General features: G+C 59.5%; 18 protein-coding genes and 1 tRNA gene. 6 read left to right on the top strand and 13 right to left on the bottom strand.

Going from position 1 to position 20,515, the window contains the following annotated elements:
* Genes GOB83_RS04165 through dnaE form a run of 3 tightly spaced genes read right to left on the bottom strand, consistent with a single transcriptional unit; the run spans position 1 to position 5,603 of the window.
* The gene (locus GOB83_RS04165) at positions 1 to 807 is read right to left on the bottom strand and encodes an aminotransferase class IV (RefSeq protein ID WP_165925322.1); all 807 of its coding nucleotides are present in this window, start codon (positions 805 to 807) and stop codon (positions 1 to 3) included.
* Positions 804 to 2,180: an anthranilate synthase component I family protein gene (locus tag GOB83_RS04160; protein WP_165925321.1), complete on the bottom strand. Its 1,377-nt coding sequence runs from the start codon at positions 2,178 to 2,180 to the stop codon at positions 804 to 806. The genes GOB83_RS04165 and GOB83_RS04160 overlap by 4 nt, the downstream gene beginning before the upstream one ends.
* 3 nt (positions 2,181 to 2,183) lie before the next feature.
* Positions 2,184 to 5,603 carry a DNA polymerase III subunit alpha gene (gene dnaE / locus GOB83_RS04155; RefSeq protein WP_095349245.1) on the bottom strand — a complete coding sequence of 1,140 codons (3,420 nt, stop codon included), beginning with the start codon at positions 5,601 to 5,603 and terminating at the stop codon, positions 2,184 to 2,186.
* A gap of 176 nt (positions 5,604 to 5,779) precedes the next feature.
* On the opposite strand from dnaE, the gene panC reads away from it, so the two are divergent.
* Together panC and GOB83_RS04145 are read left to right on the top strand one after the other, a co-directional pair.
* Positions 5,780 to 6,619 carry a pantoate--beta-alanine ligase gene (panC, locus tag GOB83_RS04150; protein ID WP_165925320.1) on the top strand — a complete coding sequence of 280 codons (840 nt, stop codon included), beginning with the start codon at positions 5,780 to 5,782 and terminating at the stop codon, positions 6,617 to 6,619.
* A gap of 44 nt (positions 6,620 to 6,663) precedes the next feature.
* A complete protein-coding gene (locus GOB83_RS04145; protein ID WP_165925319.1) occupies positions 6,664 to 7,014 on the top strand; it encodes a RidA family protein in 351 nt (116 codons plus the stop codon).
* A gap of 133 nt (positions 7,015 to 7,147) precedes the next feature.
* Here GOB83_RS04145 and GOB83_RS04140 read toward each other — a convergent pair.
* Positions 7,148 to 7,223, bottom strand: a tRNA-Asn gene (locus tag GOB83_RS04140).
* A 482-nt stretch (positions 7,224 to 7,705) separates the two neighbouring features.
* Here GOB83_RS04140 and GOB83_RS04135 point away from each other — a divergent pair.
* Entirely contained in the window at positions 7,706 to 8,743 is a 1,038-nt protein-coding gene (locus tag GOB83_RS04135; protein WP_095349248.1) for an ABC transporter substrate-binding protein, read from the top strand.
* A 59-nt stretch (positions 8,744 to 8,802) separates the two neighbouring features.
* Here the strand turns inward: GOB83_RS04135 and GOB83_RS04130 are convergent, their stop codons facing one another.
* From GOB83_RS04130 to gluQRS, 4 genes are all read right to left on the bottom strand, one after another.
* Positions 8,803 to 9,747: a DMT family transporter gene (locus tag GOB83_RS04130; RefSeq protein ID WP_306309872.1), complete on the bottom strand. Its 945-nt coding sequence runs from the start codon at positions 9,745 to 9,747 to the stop codon at positions 8,803 to 8,805.
* A 46-nt stretch (positions 9,748 to 9,793) separates the two neighbouring features.
* Positions 9,794 to 10,999: a pyridoxal phosphate-dependent aminotransferase gene (locus GOB83_RS04125; RefSeq protein ID WP_165925318.1), complete on the bottom strand. Its 1,206-nt coding sequence runs from the start codon at positions 10,997 to 10,999 to the stop codon at positions 9,794 to 9,796.
* 3 nt (positions 11,000 to 11,002) lie between these two features.
* The gene (locus tag GOB83_RS04120) at positions 11,003 to 12,205 is read right to left on the bottom strand and encodes a pyridoxal phosphate-dependent aminotransferase (RefSeq protein WP_086645633.1); all 1,203 of its coding nucleotides are present in this window, start codon (positions 12,203 to 12,205) and stop codon (positions 11,003 to 11,005) included.
* Positions 12,206 to 12,412: 207 nt separating this feature from the next.
* On the bottom strand, positions 12,413 to 13,378 hold the full coding sequence (gene gluQRS / locus GOB83_RS04115) for a tRNA glutamyl-Q(34) synthetase GluQRS (protein ID WP_165925317.1): 966 nt from the start codon (positions 13,376 to 13,378) through the stop codon (positions 12,413 to 12,415).
* A 189-nt stretch (positions 13,379 to 13,567) separates the two neighbouring features.
* Here gluQRS and GOB83_RS04110 point away from each other — a divergent pair, with 189 nt between their 5' ends.
* A complete protein-coding gene (locus GOB83_RS04110) occupies positions 13,568 to 14,131 on the top strand; it encodes an HNH endonuclease (RefSeq protein WP_165925316.1) in 564 nt (187 codons plus the stop codon).
* Between the two features lie 15 nt (positions 14,132 to 14,146).
* On the opposite strand, the gene GOB83_RS04105 is transcribed toward GOB83_RS04110, so the two are convergent.
* Positions 14,147 to 14,413 (bottom strand): hypothetical protein, encoded by a 267-nt coding sequence (locus tag GOB83_RS04105; RefSeq protein ID WP_165925479.1) that lies wholly within the window; start codon positions 14,411 to 14,413, stop codon positions 14,147 to 14,149.
* 186 nt (positions 14,414 to 14,599) lie between these two features.
* Positions 14,600 to 14,812 (bottom strand): heavy-metal-associated domain-containing protein, encoded by a 213-nt coding sequence (locus GOB83_RS04100; protein WP_025826709.1) that lies wholly within the window; start codon positions 14,810 to 14,812, stop codon positions 14,600 to 14,602.
* 140 nt (positions 14,813 to 14,952) lie between these two features.
* Here GOB83_RS04100 and GOB83_RS04095 point away from each other — a divergent pair, with 140 nt between their 5' ends.
* Positions 14,953 to 15,618: a hypothetical protein gene (locus tag GOB83_RS04095; protein ID WP_165925315.1), complete on the top strand. Its 666-nt coding sequence runs from the start codon at positions 14,953 to 14,955 to the stop codon at positions 15,616 to 15,618.
* Positions 15,619 to 15,699: 81 nt separating this feature from the next.
* Here GOB83_RS04095 and hpnR read toward each other — a convergent pair whose 3' ends face one another.
* Positions 15,700 to 17,241 (bottom strand): hopanoid C-3 methylase HpnR, encoded by a 1,542-nt coding sequence (gene hpnR / locus GOB83_RS04090; RefSeq protein WP_086645637.1) that lies wholly within the window; start codon positions 17,239 to 17,241, stop codon positions 15,700 to 15,702.
* Positions 17,242 to 17,462: 221 nt separating this feature from the next.
* Positions 17,463 to 17,885 (bottom strand): nucleoside-diphosphate kinase, encoded by a 423-nt coding sequence (gene ndk, locus GOB83_RS04085; RefSeq protein ID WP_086645638.1) that lies wholly within the window; start codon positions 17,883 to 17,885, stop codon positions 17,463 to 17,465.
* 139 nt (positions 17,886 to 18,024) lie between these two features.
* Between ndk and GOB83_RS04080 the strand changes: the two genes are divergently transcribed.
* Complete coding sequence (locus GOB83_RS04080) at positions 18,025 to 19,917, top strand: ABC-F family ATP-binding cassette domain-containing protein (protein WP_165925314.1); 1,893 nt, start codon at positions 18,025 to 18,027, stop codon at positions 19,915 to 19,917.
* 47 nt (positions 19,918 to 19,964) lie between these two features.
* Here GOB83_RS04080 and GOB83_RS04075 read toward each other — a convergent pair whose 3' ends face one another.
* The gene (locus GOB83_RS04075) at positions 19,965 to 20,360 is read right to left on the bottom strand and encodes a hypothetical protein (protein WP_194301282.1); all 396 of its coding nucleotides are present in this window, start codon (positions 20,358 to 20,360) and stop codon (positions 19,965 to 19,967) included.
* Positions 20,361 to 20,515: the final 155 nt, after the last annotated feature.

Here is a 20,515-nt window from a genome sequence, read left to right as displayed (position 1 = left end):
TTATGCAGTGTGCCGCAGGCATTGCTCCAGTTGCGCGGTGTGTGGTTCGTCCACCGGCAAAGGCGTTCCGTCCAGTGCTGTTACCACCCGGAGCGAAAGGGAGTTGACCAGCCACACGCCACGCGCGCGCAGCAGGTCCGCCGGGGCCAGACGGGCCTCGCGCACAAGATTCTGCTCCAGCAGGCGCTCACGGGCAATGCCCGCCAACGCACCTTCCGCCACATGGGGCGTGAGCAGCCCCGCATCCGTTGCTACCAGCAGGTTGCTGATTGTACTTTCCGCCACCCGCCCCTGCGTATTGAGCAACAGCGCATCCTGCGCCCCCAAACGCTCGGCCTCCTGCCGGGCCAGAATACCAGGCAGATAGTTCAGGCTCTTGATATAAGACAGGGGAGAAGCCTCATCCCGCCGGATCAACCGGCTGGTCACGGCCTGAATACGGGCAAGGCTGAACTCCCCCGGGGCCGCCGTGAGCAACACGGTAGGGTGCGGATGAACCGGAGGCAGCAGCCCCCTTGCCCCCTCCCCGCGCGCCACGCTCAGCCGCAGCACCGCGTTTTGCAACCCGCATGCCTGTAGCAGCGCCGTGGCCGCCTCCACCACCACACCCACCTGCGGCACGGGCATGCCCAGCACACCTCCGCCCGATGCCAGACGCGCCATGTGCCGGGGCAGATGCAGAACCCGCCCGCCAACCGCGCGCATGGTCTCAAACAGGCCATCACCCAGCGTAAAGCCGCGGTCTGCCGGGCTTATACGGGCCTCATTATGCGCGAGGAGCGCACCATTGAGCCAGACGACGGTCATGCTCCCTCCGCAAAGGCAGCAAAAGGGGCGAGCTTCAGGCGCATTTCCTCATATTCCTTTTGCGGGTCGGACAAAATGGTAATCCCGCCCCCCGTGCCCATACGCAACTGCCCCCCATGGGCAACAAAACTGCGGATGATCACGGAGCTATCCATCTGCCCATCCACACCAAGGCAAAAAACCGTCCCACAATAAGCCCCACGGGGTGTGGCTTCCAGTTCGTCAATAATTTCCATGGCGCGGTGTTTGGGCGCACCTGTTACGGAGCCGGGCGGCAGGGTCGCTGCCAGCAGGTCAAACACATCACACCCCTGCCGCAAATGCCCCTGCACTTCGGAAACAAGATGATGCACATGCTCAAACCGTTCCACCGCCCATAATTCTGGCACACATACGCTGCCAATACGGGCAACACGCCCGATGTCATGGCGCATGAGGTCCACAATCATCAGGTTTTCAGCACGCTCCTTGTCGTCTGCTGCCAGAGCCTGAGCCAGAAGCAGGTCCTCCGCCCCGCTCTGGCCGCGTGGGGCTGTGCCTTTTATGGGGCGGGTTGCCATATGCCCGTGCCGGTCAACCTGCAAAAACCGCTCTGGCGAGCATGAAAGCAGCGAAAACTTTACCCCACAGGATAAAAACGCCCCAAAGGGTGCCGGGGCCACCTGCCGCAACCGGCGATACAGGCCAGATGCACACACATCTGCCGACAGGTCCGCAACATGCTGGCAGGTGATGTTAACCTGAAAAATATCCCCCTGAGCAATATAGCGTTGCGCCGCACTGACTGCCCGGCAGTATTCGGCCTGTGTCTGACTGGCCCGCAAATGCAACGGGGGCACCTGTGGCGCAGGCTCCGCGTGCTCAGGCAGGGCGGACCAGAGTGCCTGAGCCTGCTCACGAGCCAGGGCCGTTAACCCACCACGCGCCAGCCCTGCCAGCACCACCTGCCGGTTTTTGCGGTCCCATATATAAGCATGATCGTAAAAAGCTGCGGAAAATACAGGAGCATCCCCTTCCGCATGCCGGGACGGAACACCTTGCAGGGCCCGACCAAATGCGTAGCTGGCAAAGCCAACCCAGCCACCGCAGAACGGCACATCAGCCTGACAGGCACCAACCTTGAAACCTGCCTGTATTTTACGCAGAATATCCAATATCTGTTCAGGCGTTCCCCGAGCCTGAGACACCCCATCCACTTCTACCCTCTCTGCAAAAACCTGTAGGGTATGGCGTGGATTATGGCAGAAGATACGCCACCGGCTGCGCGCGTCCAGCACTCCGCCACTATCGAGAAAAGCGCACCACGGGGCACCGCCCCACAGGGCCAGAACCGTATCCGGCTCCCGCCATGGCAGGGTGCGCGTCCATGCCACGGGCTAGACCTGCTCCACGCGGGAAATACCATTCAGGGTACGCAGCTTCTGCCCGAGCAGAGGGGTCACCTTGTAGCCACCACGCAACCGGATTTCCACATCGCAGCTTTCAGCCACACCCGGCAGTAGCACAATGCGGCCTGCTCCGCCCTTCTGGTCGCTCAGCACGGTTTGCAGGGCAGGCAGAGCTTCTTCCTTTTCCAGCCATATCCGCAATTCGCTTTGGCCTTGGGCGGCTGCGTCCTCCAGTTCCACAATGTCGGACGCGGTTATGCGCATGGCCTCGCCCTCCAGCTTAAGCTCGGCCGTAACCAGCACAGCCCTGCCCGCCACCAGACTTTCCCGCACACGGCCCAGCACTTCGGAAAAGACCGTGACCTCACACCCACCTGTGGCATCGGACAGGCGCACCCATGCCATTTTATTGCCTGTGCGGGTCGGGCGTTCCTTGCGGTCCACCACGCAGCCCGCAATTTTAACTCGCCCTACCCCGGCTTCTGCCGCGGCAAGCAGTTGGGAGGATTTAACAACCCCCAACCTGCGCAACACGGGGCCGTAGGAATCCAGCGGGTGGGCTGTCATGTGGAAGCCAATTGCTTCTGCTTCCATGGCCAGTTTTTCAAACTCCGGCCAGTCCGGCCCTTCGGCCAGACGCAGGGGTTCCTTCTGCCCGCCACCACCAAACAGGCCAATCTGGCCAGATGCCGCCTCCTGCGCCTGACTATGGGCACGGCGCAAAAGGGCATCGGCGGAATGAAAAACACGCGCCCGGTTTTTATCCAGACATTCAAACGCGCCTGCCTTGGCCAGATTTTCCATTTGCATGCGGTTGATGTGTTTGGGGTCTATGCGCGTTGCAAAATCGGCCAGATCGGCAAAAGGCTTGTCCCCTCTTGTGGCAACCAGAACCTCCATGGCCCCAAAACCAACTTTTTTAACCGCGGCCAGTGCATAACGAATGCCATATTCACCATTGGGCATGACCTCCACGGCAAAGTCGGCCTCTGAACGGTTGATGTCTGGCGGCAGCACGGCAATGCCCATGCGCTCGGCTTCCTGCCGAAGAGCGGCCAGTTTTTCCGTCCGCTCCCGCGCGAGTGACATACAGGCTGCAAGGAAGGCCACAGGGTGGTTAGCCTTCATCCATGCAGTCTGGTAGGAGACAAGAGCGTAGGCCGCAGCATGGGATTTGTTAAACCCGTAATCCGCAAACTTGGCCATGAGGTCGAACACCTCTACCGCCTTGTCGTGATCTATGCCGCGCCCGGTGGCCCCTTTGGTAAAGATCTCGCGCTGGTGGTCCATTTCCGCACGGATTTTTTTACCCATGGCACGGCGGAGCAGATCTGCCCCCCCCAGACTGTAGCCCGCCATCTTCTGGGCAATCTGCATGACCTGTTCCTGATAGACCATAATACCGTAGGTCTCTTCAAGAATATCGCGGATTTCCTCGTGCGGGGGTTCCCATGCCTCTCCATGTTTACGGCGGCAGTAATCGGGAATATTGGCCATCGGACCGGGGCGGTACAGGGCCACGGCGGCAATCAGGTCTTCCAGCCGGGTGGGGCGCATCTGCTTGAGAACATCGCGCATGCCAGCACCTTCGAACTGGAAAACGCCTGCCGTATCCCCCCTACTGAGCATGTCATAGGTTGGCGCATCATTGAGCGGGATGCTCGCCAGATCCACGTCCTTGCCCATGCGGTGGATAAAATCCACACCGCGTTTGAGAATGGTCAGTGTTGTCAGGCCCAGAAAGTCGAACTTGACCAGACCGGCCTGCTCAACAAACTTCATGTTATACTGGGTGACCAGCGTATCGCTCTTGGGGTCTCGGTACAGCGGCACCAGTTCCACCAGCGGGCGGTCCCCGATCACCACCCCGGCGGCATGGGTGCTGGCGTGACGGAACAGCCCTTCAAGCTGCTGGGCAATTTCGAGCAGTCTGCGCAAAGCCTCGTCGTTATCGCGCATTTCCTGCAATTTGGGTTCGCCTGCTATGGCTTCCTTGAGCGTAACAGGCTTGGCAGGGTTGTTGGGAATAAGCTCGGCCACACGGTTGACCATGCCATAGGGCAGCCCCAGCACACGCCCCACGTCACGCACGGCCGCACGGGCCTGCAACTTACCGAAGGTAATGATCTGGGCAACCCGGTCGCCCCCATATTCACGCCGGACATACGCGATCACCTCGTCTCGTCGGTCCTGACAGAAGTCGATATCAAAGTCAGGCATCGAGACACGTTCGGGGTTAAGAAACCGTTCGAACAGCAGGTTGAAGGGAATGGGGTCAATATCCGTAATGGTCAACGCCCATGCCGCCAGCGAGCCTGCACCCGAACCACGCCCCGGCCCCACCGGAATATCATGCGCCTTGGCCCACTGGATAAAGTCCGCCACGATCATGAAGTAACCGGGGAACCCCATTTTGGAGATAATATCCAGCTCGAATGTCAGCCGTTCGCGGTAGCGGTCCTGCGTTGCGTCATCCAGCGTCATGGAGGCCATGCGGCGCTCCAGCCCTTCCCACGCCATGGCGCGCAGGGTCTGGTCCTCGGTCGCACCTTCACGCACTTTGGGGCAGACGGGCAGCAGGGGTTTGCGGGTTTCCACCTTTATGGCGCAGCGGCGTGCAATTTCGAGCGTATTGTCGCACGCATCGGGCAGGTCCGCGAACAGGGCGCGCATCATCTGCGGGGGTTTGAACCAGTGTTCGGGGGTCACGCGGAAGCGGTCTTTTTCCGCCATGGTGCGGCCCTGGGCAATACACACCAGCGCGTCATGCGCCTCGTACATTTCCGGCTTGGGGAAAAAGCACTCATTGGTGGCCACAAGCGGCAGGCCAAACTGGCTTGCAAGGCCCAGCACACCCGGCTCCACCGCTTTTTCCACAGCCAGCCCGTGGCGGTGCAGTTCCACCACCAGCCGGTCGCCAAACGCTTCCTGCATACGGGCCAGCCAGCGTGTGGCCTCGTCCTTCTGCCCTTCGGCCAGCATCTGGAACAGCGGGCCGCGTGTGCCGCCACTAAGCAGCATCAGCCCTTCGGCGCGTGCGCAGAGTGTGTCCAGCGTTACAAACGGGTCAGACGGGTCGGATGTCTTGAACCCTTCGGATGAGAGGAACTGGAGATTGGTCAGCCCCACCTCGTTCTGGGCCAGCAACACCACCGGTTCAGCCGGGGCACCGGGCTTGTCATTGCGGGCAGGCAGGCCGATCTGGGCCCCGATAATGGGCTGAATGCCACTTTTTGTGCAGTACTGCGAAAATTCCAAAGCGCCGAACAGATTGCCCGAATCGGCAATAGCCACGGCAGGCATATGCATTTCCTGCGCGAGGGATGCAATTTCCGGCACCCGGATTGCCCCCTGGCTAAGCGAGTAGGCAGAGTGCACACGAAGATGAACAAAATCAGCGTAGGACATACGCCCCCTATAGCACAGGCCCGGCCCCTCTCCACCGGGTTGTCTGCACTTTAAATCCCGCATGCTGTAAAACCGCCCTCTCTGGAACCGCGAGCCAATCAGCACTACAATGCGGGCATTCCTGCCCTGTCCGGGCAATCCCCTTATGGGGATTCATCTGTTTTTCAGGATTTTTCATGCGGATTATCAGATCCAGAACCGAACTGGCCACACTGGTAGCCCAATGGCACAACGCGGGTGAAACCATAGGTTTTGTGCCCACCATGGGCTCGCTCCACAATGGCCACCTTACCCTTGTTAACGCATTGGATGGGCAGGCCACGCGCCGGATTGTGAGCATTTTTGTCAATCCAATCCAGTTTGATAACGCAGCCGACTTCCAACTTTACCCCCGTGGGCTGGAAGCCGATGCCGCCCTACTGGAAAGCACAGGCAAAGTGGATGTGCTTTACGCCCCGGACGGGGCAGAAATGTACCCTGAGGGTTTTGCAACCCGCATTACAGTTTCCGGGCTGGATGGCATGTTGTGTGGCGCGGACCGACCGGGCCATTTTGATGGCGTTGCAACGGTTGTTACCAAGCTGCTGCTCCAGACCGGGGCCGACATAGCCGCGTTTGGCGAAAAAGATTATCAGCAGCTCTGCCTGATCCGCCGCCTAGTGCAGGACCTGAACCTGCCCGTGCGCATAAAACCCGTCCCCACCGTGCGCGAGGCCGATGGACTTGCCCTGTCCTCACGCAACCGCAGGCTCACCCCCCAGCAGCGCGAACAGGCTCCTTACCTGCCTGCGGCATTACGGGCCTGCATTGCGGATATTCAGGCTGGCAAAGCGGTTGATGCCTGCCTGCAATCCTGCCGTGAAAACCTGAAAAGCCACGGCTTTAACGTGCATTATCTGGACCTGCGCTCGGGCGATACACTCCTTACGACCGAAACGCTCACACCCGATGCACGCCTGTTTGTTGCCGCAAGTCTGGGCGACATCCGCCTGATTGACAACATGGCGGCTGCGTAAACTCCTTTACCCACCAAGCTTTTTTGCACAGGAAAGACAACAGCATGAGCATAACCCGCCTTGAACCTGAAGAACGCCTGAGCGGCGCTGTTATTCACAACGGTCTGGTCTATCTGGCGGGGCAGGTCGCGGATGACGCCACACTGGATGCGCAGGGGCAGATGGAAGATATTCTGCGTCAGGTGGATGCCATTCTGGCCAAAGCCGGAACAGATAAAAGCCGCCTGATTTCAGTCCAGATTTTTCTGGCCGACATGGCCGATATGGCAGGCATGAACCGCGCATGGGATGCATGGCTGGACAAGGGCAACAAACCCGCCCGCGCCACGGTAGAAGCCAAGCTGGCTGATCCGTCCTGGAAGGTGGAACTCACCGGCATTGCCGCTCAGGCCTGAGCCCACGCAACACACTCCACATTCCGCCGCCCGTGCTGGCACACCACTCGGGCGGCAAAAACATGCGCGAACGCACACAGAGCGTTTGAAGCTACGGTATAGGGATTTGCATTTTAGGGGGGAGGAATAAGTGTGGCTCCCGAAGTAGGACTCGAACCTACGACCCAGCGATTAACAGTCGCTTGCTCTACCAACTGAGCTATTCGGGAATAATTATTTTACAACCACTTAGCGGCATTTCAGGGCATAATCTTTTTCAAGATGCCGCCCGTCGTGCTGCTGAATGGGTGTATAACGGCAACCCTTTGAGGGTGCAAGACCCTTTTTATATTACAAAATGTTAATCAAACTTCCCCTGTAAACGCACCCCGTTTGCCCCGCTGTTTCCGCCCGCACCGTCTCTGCCAAAACCCCTACCGCTGCCTGTTAGCCCATGCGCTGGCCAGTATAGCCTCCCCTCGCGCCGCACATTTTGCGCCGCATCCAAACTGGCAGAACACATACCTGCGCACACATCGCCAGAATGCATAAAGAACTTTTGAAAAACCTTTCCAAAACAACAAACAATAAAAACAATAGTACAGTTTCCTCCTCACAACTGCGGCCATAAGGCTCTGGCATGCTCCTGTTTTTTTGATTTTCTGCCCCCTTAACCGGGACACCTCCGCCAACACGGTGTAAGATAACGCATATGAGCGCACCCGCACCTTCCCCCTTTTCACGCCGTGCCCTGCTCTGGGGGGCCGGAAGTTGCGTTGCCGCAGGTGGCGTTGTGCTTCTGGCGAGCCAGCAGCACCCCCGCAAGCCCCGCAAACAGCCCGACGGTGTTTACCGCAAGCTCCGGATTGCCTGGCCAGAGGCCGCCATGTCCCCCGTGCTGGCAGCCGCACTGGAGAAGAACTTTTTTGCCCAGTACAATCTGGACGTGGACCCCCTGCCCAATATCCATAACGGGCAGGAAGCGCTTGCAGCACTGGCGCAGCAAAAAACCTCTTACGCGCTGGCCCCGGCTCTCACATGGCTTCAACACCTGCATTCAGGGTTGCCGGCCCATCTGGTTATGGGGGTACAGTCGGGCAGCCGCCGCCTGCTGGTGCGGCGGAGCAGCGGCATTACACGGCTGGACCAGCTTATGGGCCGCAACGTGGCGGTGCCAGACCAGAATGCGGCAGACAAACTGTTCTTCTGTATCATGATGCGCCGCAAGGGCATGGATGCACTCAACCACATCAACTGGGTTGACCTGCCCATCCCGCAAATAGAACAGGCTCTGCATGACCAGACAATAGAAGCTGTGGTCACGCATGATCCCGATGCGTGGAGCCTGCTCCAGAATTATCCGGACCTTCTGTACGAACTTGTTGGCAGCGATACAGGCCATTACGCCGCACGCACCAGCCTTATTCTGGGCGTTGCAGATACCGCACAGGACAAAGACCCCACAGCCGCCACGGCACTGGTTATGGCCCTGCGCGATGCGGCCCTATGGGTCAACACCCACCGTGATGATGCCGCAACCCTGATAGCCGATAACGCCGCCGGTCTGCCCGTTGCCAGTGCCCGCAGCATGTTGCGCAACGAGCCGGTTATCCGCCCCCTTGTAGGCCACGGCCTACGTGAGCAGATCGCGCAGTACTGCGATGAACTCCAGCTTGTGGGCATGATGGCCGATGGAGAGGATTCCACCGCCCTTGCCCGTGCCTACACCTTGAATGTTCTGCACGAATAAACGGTTTTTTCTAACTGGCTGCCTGTGTCACACGCTCAGGCAGAATGACCGGAGCCACTTTACAGGGAACGCCCCTTCCTGCCCCGCCCCTGCCTGCGCGGCAGGCGCACCTCGCTGGCCAACACGCCCAGAATAACCAGCGCGCCACCCGCCAACGCTCTGGCTGGCAGCATATCCCCCGCCAGACGCCCCACCAGCCCGGCCCATACGGGCTCACCCGCATAAATAAGTGTTGCCCGTGTGGGAGAAACTGTTTTTTGCGCCCAGTTCATAACCAGTTGAATAACCGCGCTCATGGCCCCAAGGCCCAGACCGGGCAGCACCCACCACCACGTCAGAGCCGGTACGTGTTCGTGCATAATGGGCATGGCAGCAAATGCCAGCAGCCCGGCAACCAGCAACTGCACGATCGCTACCCGAAAACTGTTAATGGCGGAGGAGGCAAAACGGCTGATCAGCACAACTTCCATCGCAATAGCCACAGCGCTGACCAAGGTTACAACCTCCCCAAACTGGAGGTGCATATGGGCTATGGCCTGCGGGCCGGTTAGCAGCACCAGACCGGAAAAAGCGAACAGCACCCCCAGCCACACCATAAGATGAGGGGGTTTGCGCAGGAAAAACCACTGCAAAAACGGCACAATAGGCACATACATGGCCGTAATAAAGGCCGACTGGCTGCTGGAAATGCTCCCAAGCCCCAGAGTTTGCAGCGCATAGCCAAAAAAAATGGCCACCCCCACACAGGCCCCCGCCTGCACTTCCCGCAGGGTCAGGTCCAGCAGCAGGCGGCGGAACAGCAGCATGGAAAGCAGAGCCGCCGTGGTAAAGCGCAGCCCCACAAAAAACATGGGCCCCGTGTAACGCATGGCCGTATGCACGACCAAAAACGTTACCCCCCACAGAACGGTAATGCAGACCAGAGCCATCTCCTCACGCGAGAAGCTCCGGAAGACACGTTTCTCCCCCGCAGGTAGCGGCGCGGGCTGGGGCTGGTCAGGCACGTTCAGGCACTCCTAGCCGGGCCTTGGAACCTGCCCGACCGTATGATTACGTTAATCCGCCCACAAAGCGCGCAATACGCTGGCAGGCTTCGGCCAGAACCTCATCCGAGGTTGCGCAGGACAGACGCAGGTAGGGGGACTGCCCAAAGGCGCTACCGGGCACTGTTGCCACGAACTCTTCATCCAGCAAAGCTGCGGCAAAGTCGTGGTCAGTCTCTAGCAGGCGTCCGGCGGCTGTTGTGCGCCCAAGGCAGGCGGCCACACCGGGATAGGCATAAAAAGCCCCTTCGGGCATGGCGCAGGTCAGGCCCGGCACCGCACGCAGGGCCTGCACCACGTTGGTACGGCGGCGGCTGTATGTGGCAACCATGGTCTGCACAAGATCCGGCGACCCATCCAGTGCGGCGGCAGCAGCCGCCTGCGCAATGGAACACACGCCCGATGTGGCGTTCCCCTGCACACCGCGCATTGCGGTTAGAAGGTCGGCTGGTCCACCGGCAAACCCCACGCGCCACCCGGTCATGGCATAAGCCTTGGAAACACCATTAAGCGTAATGGTGCGATCCTTGAGGTCGGGTGCCACGGCGGCGATTGATGCGGAGCGTGCTCCGTCAAACACCAGATGTTCGTATATTTCGTCCGACAAAATCCATACATCGGGGTAATCGCGCAGGACTTTGGCAAGAGCGGCCAGATCCTCGGCCGGGCAGATGGCCCCGGTAGGGTTGTTGGGGAAGTTCAGCACAACCCAGCGTGTACGGGGCGTAAGAGCCTGCGCCAGCACATCTGCCCGGAGCCTGAACCCGTCTTCCTCCCGACATGGAGCAAACACCGGCGTGGCCCCGAACATGCGCGCAATCAAGGGGTAGCTGACCCAGTAGGGTGTTGGCACCACCACCTCGTCCCCCGCGTTCAGGGTCGCCATGAAGGCGTTGAAGATGACCTGCTTGCCCCCGTTGGAAACCATGATCTGCTCGGACGTGTAGTCCAGCCCGTTCTCCCGCGCGAACTTGCGGGCAATGGCCGCCTTGAGCGCGGGCGTACCATCCACAGGGGGGTATTTGGTCTGCCCGGCCAGCGCAGCCTGATGGGCGGCTTCCACCACCGCAGGCGGCGTTGCAAAATCGGGCTCGCCCAGAGCAAGCGAGATAACCGGCCTGCCCTCCGCCTTGAGAGCCCGGGCGCGCCGGGCCATCTCTATTGTTGCGGGGGCTGGCAGGCCATTCAGGCGGTGCGCAAAACTCCGGGACATGGTTTACAGCAGACCTTCACAAAAATTCTGGATCCGGGTGCAGGCGTCCCGCAGGCTCTGCGTATCGGTTGCGTAGGAAATACGCATATACCCCGGATACATGAAGGCCGACCCATGCACGGCTGCCACGCCTTCTTCTTCCAGAAGGGCCGTTACAAAATCCTCATCCGTTTTAAGCAGTTTTCCGCCAGCGGAGGTTTTGCCAAGGCATTTTTCAATGCAGGGAAAAACATAGAACGCCCCTTGGGGAACATCGCATTCCATGCCCTTGGCCTGATTGATCATGCTGACCACCATATCCCGCCGCCCCTGATAGGTATCGACCATGGTCTGGATAAAGTCCTGCGGGCCGGTCAGGGCTTCCACCGCTGCGGCCTGCGCAATGGAGCAGGTGTTGGAGGTGGACTGCCCCTGCAACTTGTTCATGGCCTTGGTCAGTTCCACCGGCGCGCCGGAAAAACCAATACGCCAGCCGGTCATGGCATAAGCCTTTGAGACACCGTTCATGGTTACGGTGCGGCTGCGCAGGCGGGGTTCGACCTCCACGAATGTTGCGGGGCGAAAACCGTCGTACACAAGCTTTGCGTAAATATCGTCCGTAAAAATCCACACATGCGGGTGGCGCAGCAGCACATCACACAGCGGGCGCAGGTCTTCGGCCGAGTAGGCAACCCCGGTGGGGTTACAGGGCGAGTTCAGGAACACCCATTTGGTGCGCGGGGTAATGGCGGCTTCCAGCTCATCTGCCTGAAGGCGAAAACCGTTTTCGCGCTTGCAGGGCACCACCACGGGTACGCCTTCGGCCAGCGTGACAATATCGGGGTAGGACACCCAGCATGGCGCGGGAATAATGGCCTCATCACCCGGGTTCAGGGTCGCCATCATGGCATTGTAAATGATCTGCTTGCCGCCGGTGGAAACAATAACTTCCTCAGGCGTGTAATCCAGCCCGCTATCCAGCTTGAAGCGCTCTGCCACGGCCTTGCGCAGTTCTGGCGTGCCAGCCACATCCGTATAACGGGTCTGGCCTGTGGCAATGGCCTTTACGGCAGCCTGAGCAATGTTGTCGGGTGTGTTGAAGTCCGGCTCACCCGCAGAAAGGCTGATAATATTCCGCCCCTCTGCCTTCAGCGCCCGTGCACGCGTTGAAATGACGATTGTCTGGCTAGGACTGATCCTGTTCAGGCGGTCAGCAACAAGGCTCATGGTTTTCTTACTTTCCGACACAATATTTTAAGGCACTCGGCACCTGCGCGGGCACAGACCCGGACAAAGGCGGCAAATGCGCTGCTCCGGCGCGCACAGTAATCCTCTTCCGGTCAGGGCGGAACCGGAGATTCCACCTGCTCTGTCTTTTTTGTTCTGCGCGGGCTTTTTCCCTGTCATGCAAAAAAGGGTGCAGTGGGCGGTAACCTAACCCTGCAAGGGCGCGCGGCCATGGGGAGCCGCCGCAAACACGGCCTTGTCCCGCACCTGCTGGGCACTCAGCCCGCTCTGGCGCATGGCGCGCACACTCAACGCACCATCACGCTTGGCCAGACGGCGGCCTGTGGCATCGCATAGCAGGGGGTGGAACGCGTAATGCGGGGCGGGCCAGCCCATAAGGGTCTGCAGCAACCGGTGCAGGCTGGTGGCGGGGCGCAGGTCCTCCCCCCGTGTGACCAGCGTGACGCCCTGCGCGGCATCATCACACGTCACGCACAGGTGGTAGGATGCAGGCACGTCCCGCCGGGCCAGAACCACATCACCAAACAGTTCGGGCTGGCAGGGGACCGGGCCACAGGCCAGATCATGGTAGGTGAGCGGGCCATAGGCCCCTGCCCCGCCATGCTCCCCACCACTCCGGGTGCGGGCCAGCGTGCGGGCACACTCCATAGCGCGCGCCATATGCAGGCGCAGCACGTATGGCTGACCCTGCGCCATACGCTGCGCCCGTGTGTGGGCATCAAGCTGGCGGCAACGGCCGGGGTAGAGCAGGCTGCCATCGGGGGCGGTATGGGGGGCGGAGAACATGGCCGCACTCTCCCGCGCAATATCCGATCGGGTGCAAAAGCACGGATACAGCACACCCATATGTTCAAGCGTGTCCAGCACGGCCTTGTAAACCGCCATACGGGTGGACTGGTACAGAACAGGCCCATCTGGCACCAGCCCGAGCCATGCGAGGTCTTCCAAAAGAGCGGTGGCATAGGCAGGTTTGCAGCGCTGGGGGTCTATATCCTCCATGCGGACCAGCCATTGCCCGCCGGGCTGCGCCAGTTTCCACCCGAACAGGGCAGACGCCACATGGCCCAGATGCAGCGCCCCTGTGGGGCTGGGAGCGAACCGCGTAACCCACTCTGTTTTGCAATGTTCATTGTACTGTAATCGAATAGTCATATTAATCTTACCAGATATATAAAGATGCCAAATATCGGTGACTATTGGCCCGCATTTTCTTGCCACACCTCTTTGTGTCTGCAATAGTCTTGGCGGTAATTATCTCGACGACGCACTTCTGCTGGCGGTCGGCTTGAGTTGTTCTGACCCCTTCGGAACTGTGTTCTCGTGCTAACGAGGAGACACATCTTGGCCGATGGCAGTACTCTAAACTACCCAGCCCTTGTTCTGAATGCAGACTTCCGACCACTTTCCTATTTCCCGCTTTCCCTCTGGGCATGGCAGGATGCCATAAGAGCGGTGTGCCTCGACCGGGTTTCGGTCCTGAGCGAATATGACATGGAAGTGCATTCACCCCGCCAGGCCTTCCGCCTGCCCAGCGTGGTGGCCCTCAAGGACTACGTGCCAGCCGCCCGCAAACCGGCCTTTACGCGCTTTAACGTATTTTTGCGCGACAACTTTTCCTGCCAGTATTGCGGGGAGCGCCACCCCACGCAGGAACTAACGTTTGACCACGTTATTCCCCGCTGCAAGGGCGGGCGCACAAGCTGGGAGAATGTTGTTACCGCGTGTGGCTGCTGCAACCTGCGCAAGGGCCCGCACATGCCGCACCATATTGGCATGCTGCCCCGCCGCACCCCTGTACGCCCCACATCATGGGAACTGCAGGAAAACGGACGGGCTTTTCCACCCAACTACCTGCACAAAAGCTGGCATGACTATTTATACTGGGATGCGGAACTGGAAGGTTAAGCCCGCCCACACGCCCTAGCGGGTGTAGGTGTAGCCGTATTCATCCGCCAGTTTTTGCAGGTCCAGTGCGCCCTTCAGGTCAAGGGGGAGCGGCTTGGCCTTGGCCTCGCCCAGCACAAAACCATTATTGCTCATGCGCTGGCAGGTATTGGCCGCCAGTGGAAAACTCAAAAACATGGGGCCAGCCATCTGCTTGTGCAGGCAGCTTATATCCGTATCCAGCATGGGCACACGCCCGATTTCGGATGAACACCCAGCCAGCAGCAAACCGCCCGCCGCCATTACACCCAGAGCAAATTTGTTTGTTTTTTGCGTCACGGACCAGCTTACCTCTGTTTTTGCCTGTCGAGCGGCTTTTAAGCACCGGTTACTCCGGCACACCCCATGGTGCCATGCCTGCCCCCCAACAACCAGAGAGCGCAGCTCACGCCCCCTTTCCGCTGGTTGCATGACACGGCACAATGCCGCTCAGCTTACCTCGTAACCAGCACCACGAATGGCGTCCCGCAGGGAAGAAACACCAACACGTGCGGGGTCATACGTTACCTTGACCTCACCATTGGCCAGATTCACATCCGTACCATCCACACCGTCAATTGCGGCCAGCGCACGTTTTACGGACGAAACACAACCGTCGCATGTCATTCCTTCGACCATAAAGCTCGCTGTCGTCTGGCTCATTGCGTTTGCATCCTTTTTACAAAATTCCATACATGGCGTTTTTACACGGCCATTCTGCTTCTTCCATAACGCAACTCCGCCTTGATGCGAAACAGTGATGTGCAGCCCATACCTGCCCCAAAGCATGATATAAGACCCACATGCCCAACTTTGCGCCCCCTCAACCCGCCACGGAGCCTGCACGCCCCCTCTGGCGGAACAGCTTTATGCACCGGCTTATGCTGGCAACCCTGATCAGCCAGATGGAAAACCGCCTGCTGGCCGAAAACAGCGCCACACAAACGCTGGAACACTGGCTGCGCGAGCACGCACTCCTTGGCGCGCATGAAACCCTGCGCGCCGAGCGTGAAGCCGGTGCCCACAGCCCCTGCCCGCCCGACCTGCTGGCCGCACTAGACCTACCCACAACACAAGGTGGCCAAAGCCTGCGCTACCGCAAAATACGGCTGGCAGGGCACAACCGCATTTATTCGGAAGCGGAAAACTGGTTTGTGCCAGAGCGCCTGACAAAAGCCATGACCGAGGCACTGGAGCAAACCGACACACCCTTTGGCCGTGTTGTATCTCCCCTGCGGTTTACCCGTCAGCTGATCCGGCGGGAAACCCTATGGTCCCCCTTGCCAGAGCTGTGGGAAATGCAACCCCACCCGCCAAACAGCACAACGGGGGCAGACCCACTGGCTCTACCCCCGCATCTTTTCCGGCATATTGCCCTGTTACGGACCCATGCCGGCACGCCGTTCAGTCTGGTGGTGGAAACCTACACCCCGCAGGCCTTTGCCTTTACTCCGCCCCCTGTGCGTTAAACACCGCACAGGCCAGCAGAGGCAGGCACCAGCACTCAGGCAAACGCCTGAGTGTGGGTAAAACTGTTGGGAAGATGCGGGTTACGCATCTTCCCCCATACGGGTCTTGTCCACAAAGGTTTCGGTCGCATCATCCAGCGCGCGGGTTTTGCGGCCGCCGGGGCCATGCACGTACAGGTCGTTACGGTCCACCTTGTCCACCGCATCGGGCTGCACGGGCATAAGGTAGCGCGCAGGGCGCTGGTGGTCGGCAAGCTGGAGTTCGGGGTTAAAGACCGAGTTGAACTTCCACAACATCTTAACAAAGTTGGTCTGGCCGTTCTTGAGCAGGTTAACCGCAATCCCTGCCGTGTCCTTGAGTGCCTGCCAGCCCATATGTTTGGTGTTGAGCACCTGCTGGGTCTTGACCAGTTCTTCATAAAACTCGGGCAGAGGCAGGGTGGTGGGCAGCACGGCATGCTGGATGTCAAACAGGCGGTAGTCACGCGTGGTCAGGCGGCGTGCTTCCTTGTGCCAGATTTCCGTCCCCGGATAAGGCGTTGTGACGGAAATGTTCACAATATCGGGAATTTCCAGGCACCACTGCCGCACAGCCTCAAACCGCGCACGATCCCAGGATGGATCGGCAATGATATTGATGGCTACAATCAGCCCTAAAGAGCGGGCATATTCAAGGGCCTCAAAGTTCTTGTCGAGTGAAACACGCTTGCGGAACTGCTTGAGCCCTTCCTCATCCACCGCTTCCAGACCGATGAAGATGTAGGAGAGACCGATCTCGCTCCAGACCTTGAACACTTCCTTGTTGCGCAGCAGCACGTCTGCGCGGGTTTCAAGGTAATATTCCTTTTTAATGCCACGCTTTTTAATTTCGTTGGCAATGGCCATGCCGTGTTCTTCATGCACAAAGGCCACGTCATCCACAATAAAGATGCCGGGTTCCTTGATCTCCTCCAGCTCATCCGCAATAACCTGCGGGCTGGCCGTGCGGTAGGAGCGACCATAGAAGGTCCAAGCCGAGCAGAACGTGCAGTCCCACGGGCAGCCACGAGCAAATTCAATGGAGGCTGCGGGGTCCAGCGTGCCAATAAAGTACTTGTTGCGGTGGCGCAGCAGGTCACGCGCGGGGCGGACCTCATCAAGCGATTTGACAAAAATGGGGGGCGGGCCTTCCCCGTCCAGCGTAATGGTGCCGGGGACTTCCAGAATATCCGTGCCGTTCTGCACTGCATCCAGCAGCAGGCCGACCGTAGCATCGCCCTCCCCTTTGAGAATGCAGTTGACTGTCCCTTCGGAAAGATCAAGCACATCCTTGGCGATAAACGAAACCGAATGCCCGCCAATAAACTGGAACACCTGCGGGAAGCGGTAGCGTGTTTCGCGGCACAGATCGAGAATTTCCGGCACATTGGCCAGATAGCTGCCCGAGTAGCACACGGCATCGGGCTGGAACTCGTCAACCAGCTTCCAGTAATCTTCGTGCGTTTCGGCCTGAAGGTCGATAATCCGCACGTCGTGTCCGGCATTCCGCGCAGCACCTGCCACCAGTTCCAGCCCCAGCGGCTCCAGCCGCAGGAAAACCTTGGTGTACATCAGGGCGCTGGGATGAACCGCCAGAACTTTCATGACATTCCTTTCTGCCTACTGCGGGCCGGGAATGCGAACGGCATCCCGCCTTGCCCATAACGCTCGAGCATAAGAAATGATTATATAAGAAATGCACCCCATTGCCCTATCCTGCAGCCGGGTATCTCCCATGCGCAAGACGTCTGGCTTGGCGTTTAACCGCCATTATGGCGGCCCCGACGTATGCGCAAGGCACAACGCCGGGGTGTGACCTGCCAGAATTAGGGCAGGATTTCCGTTTCTGCAAAGAAGAAGCGGATTTCGTTTGCAGCATTTTCCGCGCTGTCGGAACCATGCACGGAGTTTGCTTCAATGCTTTCAGCAAACTGGGCGCGAATGGTCTGGGGGTCGGCCTTTTTGGGGTCGGTTGCACCCATGACTTCACGGTTTTTGGCAACGGCGTTTTCGCCTTCAAGCACCTGCACCACAACCGGGCCGGAGATCATGAAGGACACCAGATCGTTGTAAAAAGGGCGTTCCTTGTGCACAGCGTAAAAAGCGCCAGCCACAGCGTGGGACAGTTGGACGCGCTTTTGCGCAACAATGCTCAGGCCTGCATCTTCAAACACGGCGTTGATCTTGCCGGTCAGGTTACGACGGGTTGCATCCGGCTTGATAATGGACAGAGTACGTTCTTTAGCCATAAGGCCCTCCTTGGGTATAAACGCAGATATCCGCCTTGGTCTGGCGAACGTTCAGCGTTTCCATCTAGAGCATATCGGCGCTGGCTGGTAGGTACCACACAGAATGTAATGAACAATTCCAGAAGAAACGAGACTTGAGTTGAGCCTGCTTGTCATCTCCAACCTTAGCCTGCGTATGGCTGGCCGCGTTCTGCTGGACCAGGCGAGCCTTTCCATCGACCCCGGCCGCAAGGTCGGGCTGGTCGGGCGCAATGGTGCTGGCAAGTCCACCCTGCTGGCCGCCATTGCGGGGGACATTGCCCCCGATGGGGGGGAAATCCGCCTGTCCTCACGCGCGCGCATGGCCCGTGTTAAACAGGAAGCCCCAGCAGATGGCGCCAACCTGCTGGACACCGTCCTGGCAGGCGATACCGAGCGCACAGCCCTGCTGACCGAGGCCGAACAGGCCACAGACCCCATGCGCCTTGGCGAAATACACGAACGCCTGCGCGCCATAGGGGCAGACAGCGCCCCCGCGCGCGCCGGGGCCGTACTGGCGGGGCTGGGCTTTAGTGCTCAGGCGCAGATGCGCCCGGTATCGGACTTTTCGGGCGGGTGGCGCATGCGTGTCTCGCTGGCCACGGCCCTTTTTCTGGAACCTGACCTGCTGCTGCTCGACGAACCCACAAACCATCTGGACCTTGAGGCCACACTCTGGCTGGAGGACTGGTTACGCCGATTCGCAGGGGCAGCACTTATTGTCAGCCATGACCGTGGCCTGCTCGATTCCTGCGTGGACGCCATTGCCCACCTGGAACGCGGCAAGCTGAGCCTGACCCCCGGTGGCTACGAAAATTTTGTCCGAATCCGTACCGAACAGGCGTTGCAGCAGACCCGGCAGGCCGAAAAAATTGCCGCCCGCCGCGCTCATATGCAGTCTTTTGTGGACCGCTTCCGGGCCAAGGCCACCAAGGCCAAACAGGCACAGGCCCGGCTCAAGGCGCTGGAAAAACTGCCCGTGATCGACGCCGTGGTGGAAGATACCGCTGCACATTTTTCCTTCCCCGAGCCCGAGCAGCTCCCTCCCCCCATCCTGAGCGTCAACCGCGCAAGCGTGGGGTATGAGGGCAGGCCTGTGCTGAGCAACCTCTCCTTCCGGCTGGATATGGAAAGCCGGATTGCCCTGCTTGGCGCCAACGGCAATGGTAAATCCACCCTCGCCAAAATGATAGCTGGCCGCCTTGAGGCACTTTCGGGTGATGTGGAGCGCAATGCCCGGCTCCGGGTTGGGTATTTTGCCCAGCACCAGACCGAAGAACTGCATCTGGACCAGACCCCGATCGAGCACATGGCGCGTGCCCTGCCCAAAGCCACCATGCCGGTTGTACGCGCGCAGCTAGCCCGCTTCGGGCTGGATGTGGACCGGGCGGAAACTGCGGTCAAAGACCTCTCGGGCGGGGAAAAAGCCCGCCTGCTGCTGGCCCTTGCCACGCGAGATGCCCCCCAGCTGCTTATTCTGGACGAACCCACCAACCATCTGGACCTCGATGCGCGTGATGCGCTGATCCGCGCTCTGGCGGATTTTGAAGGGGCGGTGGTGCTGATCAGCCATGACCCGCATCTGGTGGAACTGGTGGCAGACCGGCTGTGGCTGGTGGCCGATGGGCAGGTCACCCCGTTTGAAGGGGATATGGCCGAATACCGCACATGGTTGCTTGAGCGTAGCCGCGCCAGCAACCGCCCCAAACAGGACGCCACAAGCCAGAACAGCCGCAAGGACGAACGCCGCGACCGGGCCGAAATCCGCAAGGCGCAGGCTCCCTTGCGTAAAATTGTTAAGGATGCGGAAGCCAAGCTGGCCAAGCTGGCCCTTGAGCGCACAAAGCTGGAAGCCGCACTGGCTGACCCGGCTGTGTACGAACCGGGCAAGGCGGCAGAAGTAACCCGCCTGAACACCCGACTGGCCGCCATTGCCAGAGAAGAATCCGAAGCCGAAGAACGCTGGCTGACCGCCGAAGCCCAGATGGAAGAGGACACGGCCAGCGCCCCATAGGCGCAACCCGGTGCCTCTCCCTTTCCGGTTGGGCTGGGGGAGGTTTTTCAGGCCGTTATGGATGTTGTGGAAGAGGTGTAATTCACATCGTTCTCCTCAAGCACCTTGCGAAGAGACTTAAGCGATTCAATGTTTTGCTGGACGTTGAAGACGCCGTTTTTTTCCTGATAATCCAGCAGCGAATCAATCATGGCGTACATGTTGGTTGAGCCACTCACGAGCTTTCCGCCATTCACGCCTTCCAGAGCATAACCATCCATCAGAGCCATTGTCACACTTTGGTGGAGCGAAATCTTGCCCTCCAGCGACAGCTCCCGCCGTGCGGATTCCATTTCCTGCGGTGTCATGTTGCTGAAATCCAGCCCGAGCGATTTCCTGTTCTGGCTTTGCTGGGCCGCGCTCGCCGGGCTGTTCAGGATCTGGTAGGGGCTGCTGATTTCCATGCTCACACACCTTCAGTATTGATCTGCTTTTTGCACCTGCCCGCTCAGGGTTATAAATAAACAGCAAGCTGGTCGAGTAAAAACCACGGCAATACCTGCGGTAACGGCCCTATGCGCCCTCCGGGCCGCAAAGCAGCCCTTATGCACGCACAAGG

Origin of the sequence: Acetobacter fabarum (genome assembly GCF_011516925.1) — a bacterium.
Lineage (GTDB): Bacteria > Pseudomonadota > Alphaproteobacteria > Acetobacterales > Acetobacteraceae > Acetobacter > Acetobacter fabarum.
The sequence above is the reverse complement of the archived record's forward strand: the minus strand, read 5'-3'. Positions and strand labels throughout refer to the sequence as shown.

Coding starts and splice junctions, on each gene's coding strand:
- GOB83_RS04165 (WP_165925322.1), bottom strand. CDS start 807: ATGACCGTCGTCTGGCTCAATGGTGCGCTCCTCGCGCATAATGAGGCC.
- panC (WP_165925320.1), top strand. CDS start 5,780: ATGCGGATTATCAGATCCAGAACCGAACTGGCCACACTGGTAGCCCAA.
- dnaE (WP_095349245.1), bottom strand. CDS start 5,603: ATGTCCTACGCTGATTTTGTTCATCTTCGTGTGCACTCTGCCTACTCG.
- GOB83_RS04100 (WP_025826709.1), bottom strand. CDS start 14,812: ATGAGCCAGACGACAGCGAGCTTTATGGTCGAAGGAATGACATGCGAC.
- GOB83_RS04125 (WP_165925318.1), bottom strand. CDS start 10,999: ATGTCCCGGAGTTTTGCGCACCGCCTGAATGGCCTGCCAGCCCCCGCA.
- gluQRS (WP_165925317.1), bottom strand. CDS start 13,378: ATGACTATTCGATTACAGTACAATGAACATTGCAAAACAGAGTGGGTT.
- GOB83_RS04120 (WP_086645633.1), bottom strand. CDS start 12,205: ATGAGCCTTGTTGCTGACCGCCTGAACAGGATCAGTCCTAGCCAGACA.
- GOB83_RS04105 (WP_165925479.1), bottom strand. CDS start 14,413: ATGGCGGCGGGCGGTTTGCTGCTGGCTGGGTGTTCATCCGAAATCGGG.
- GOB83_RS04095 (WP_165925315.1), top strand. CDS start 14,953: ATGCCCAACTTTGCGCCCCCTCAACCCGCCACGGAGCCTGCACGCCCC.
- GOB83_RS04145 (WP_165925319.1), top strand. CDS start 6,664: ATGAGCATAACCCGCCTTGAACCTGAAGAACGCCTGAGCGGCGCTGTT.
- ndk (WP_086645638.1), bottom strand. CDS start 17,885: ATGGCTAAAGAACGTACTCTGTCCATTATCAAGCCGGATGCAACCCGT.
- GOB83_RS04075 (WP_194301282.1), bottom strand. CDS start 20,360: ATGGAAATCAGCAGCCCCTACCAGATCCTGAACAGCCCGGCGAGCGCG.
- GOB83_RS04135 (WP_095349248.1), top strand. CDS start 7,706: ATGAGCGCACCCGCACCTTCCCCCTTTTCACGCCGTGCCCTGCTCTGG.
- hpnR (WP_086645637.1), bottom strand. CDS start 17,241: ATGAAAGTTCTGGCGGTTCATCCCAGCGCCCTGATGTACACCAAGGTT.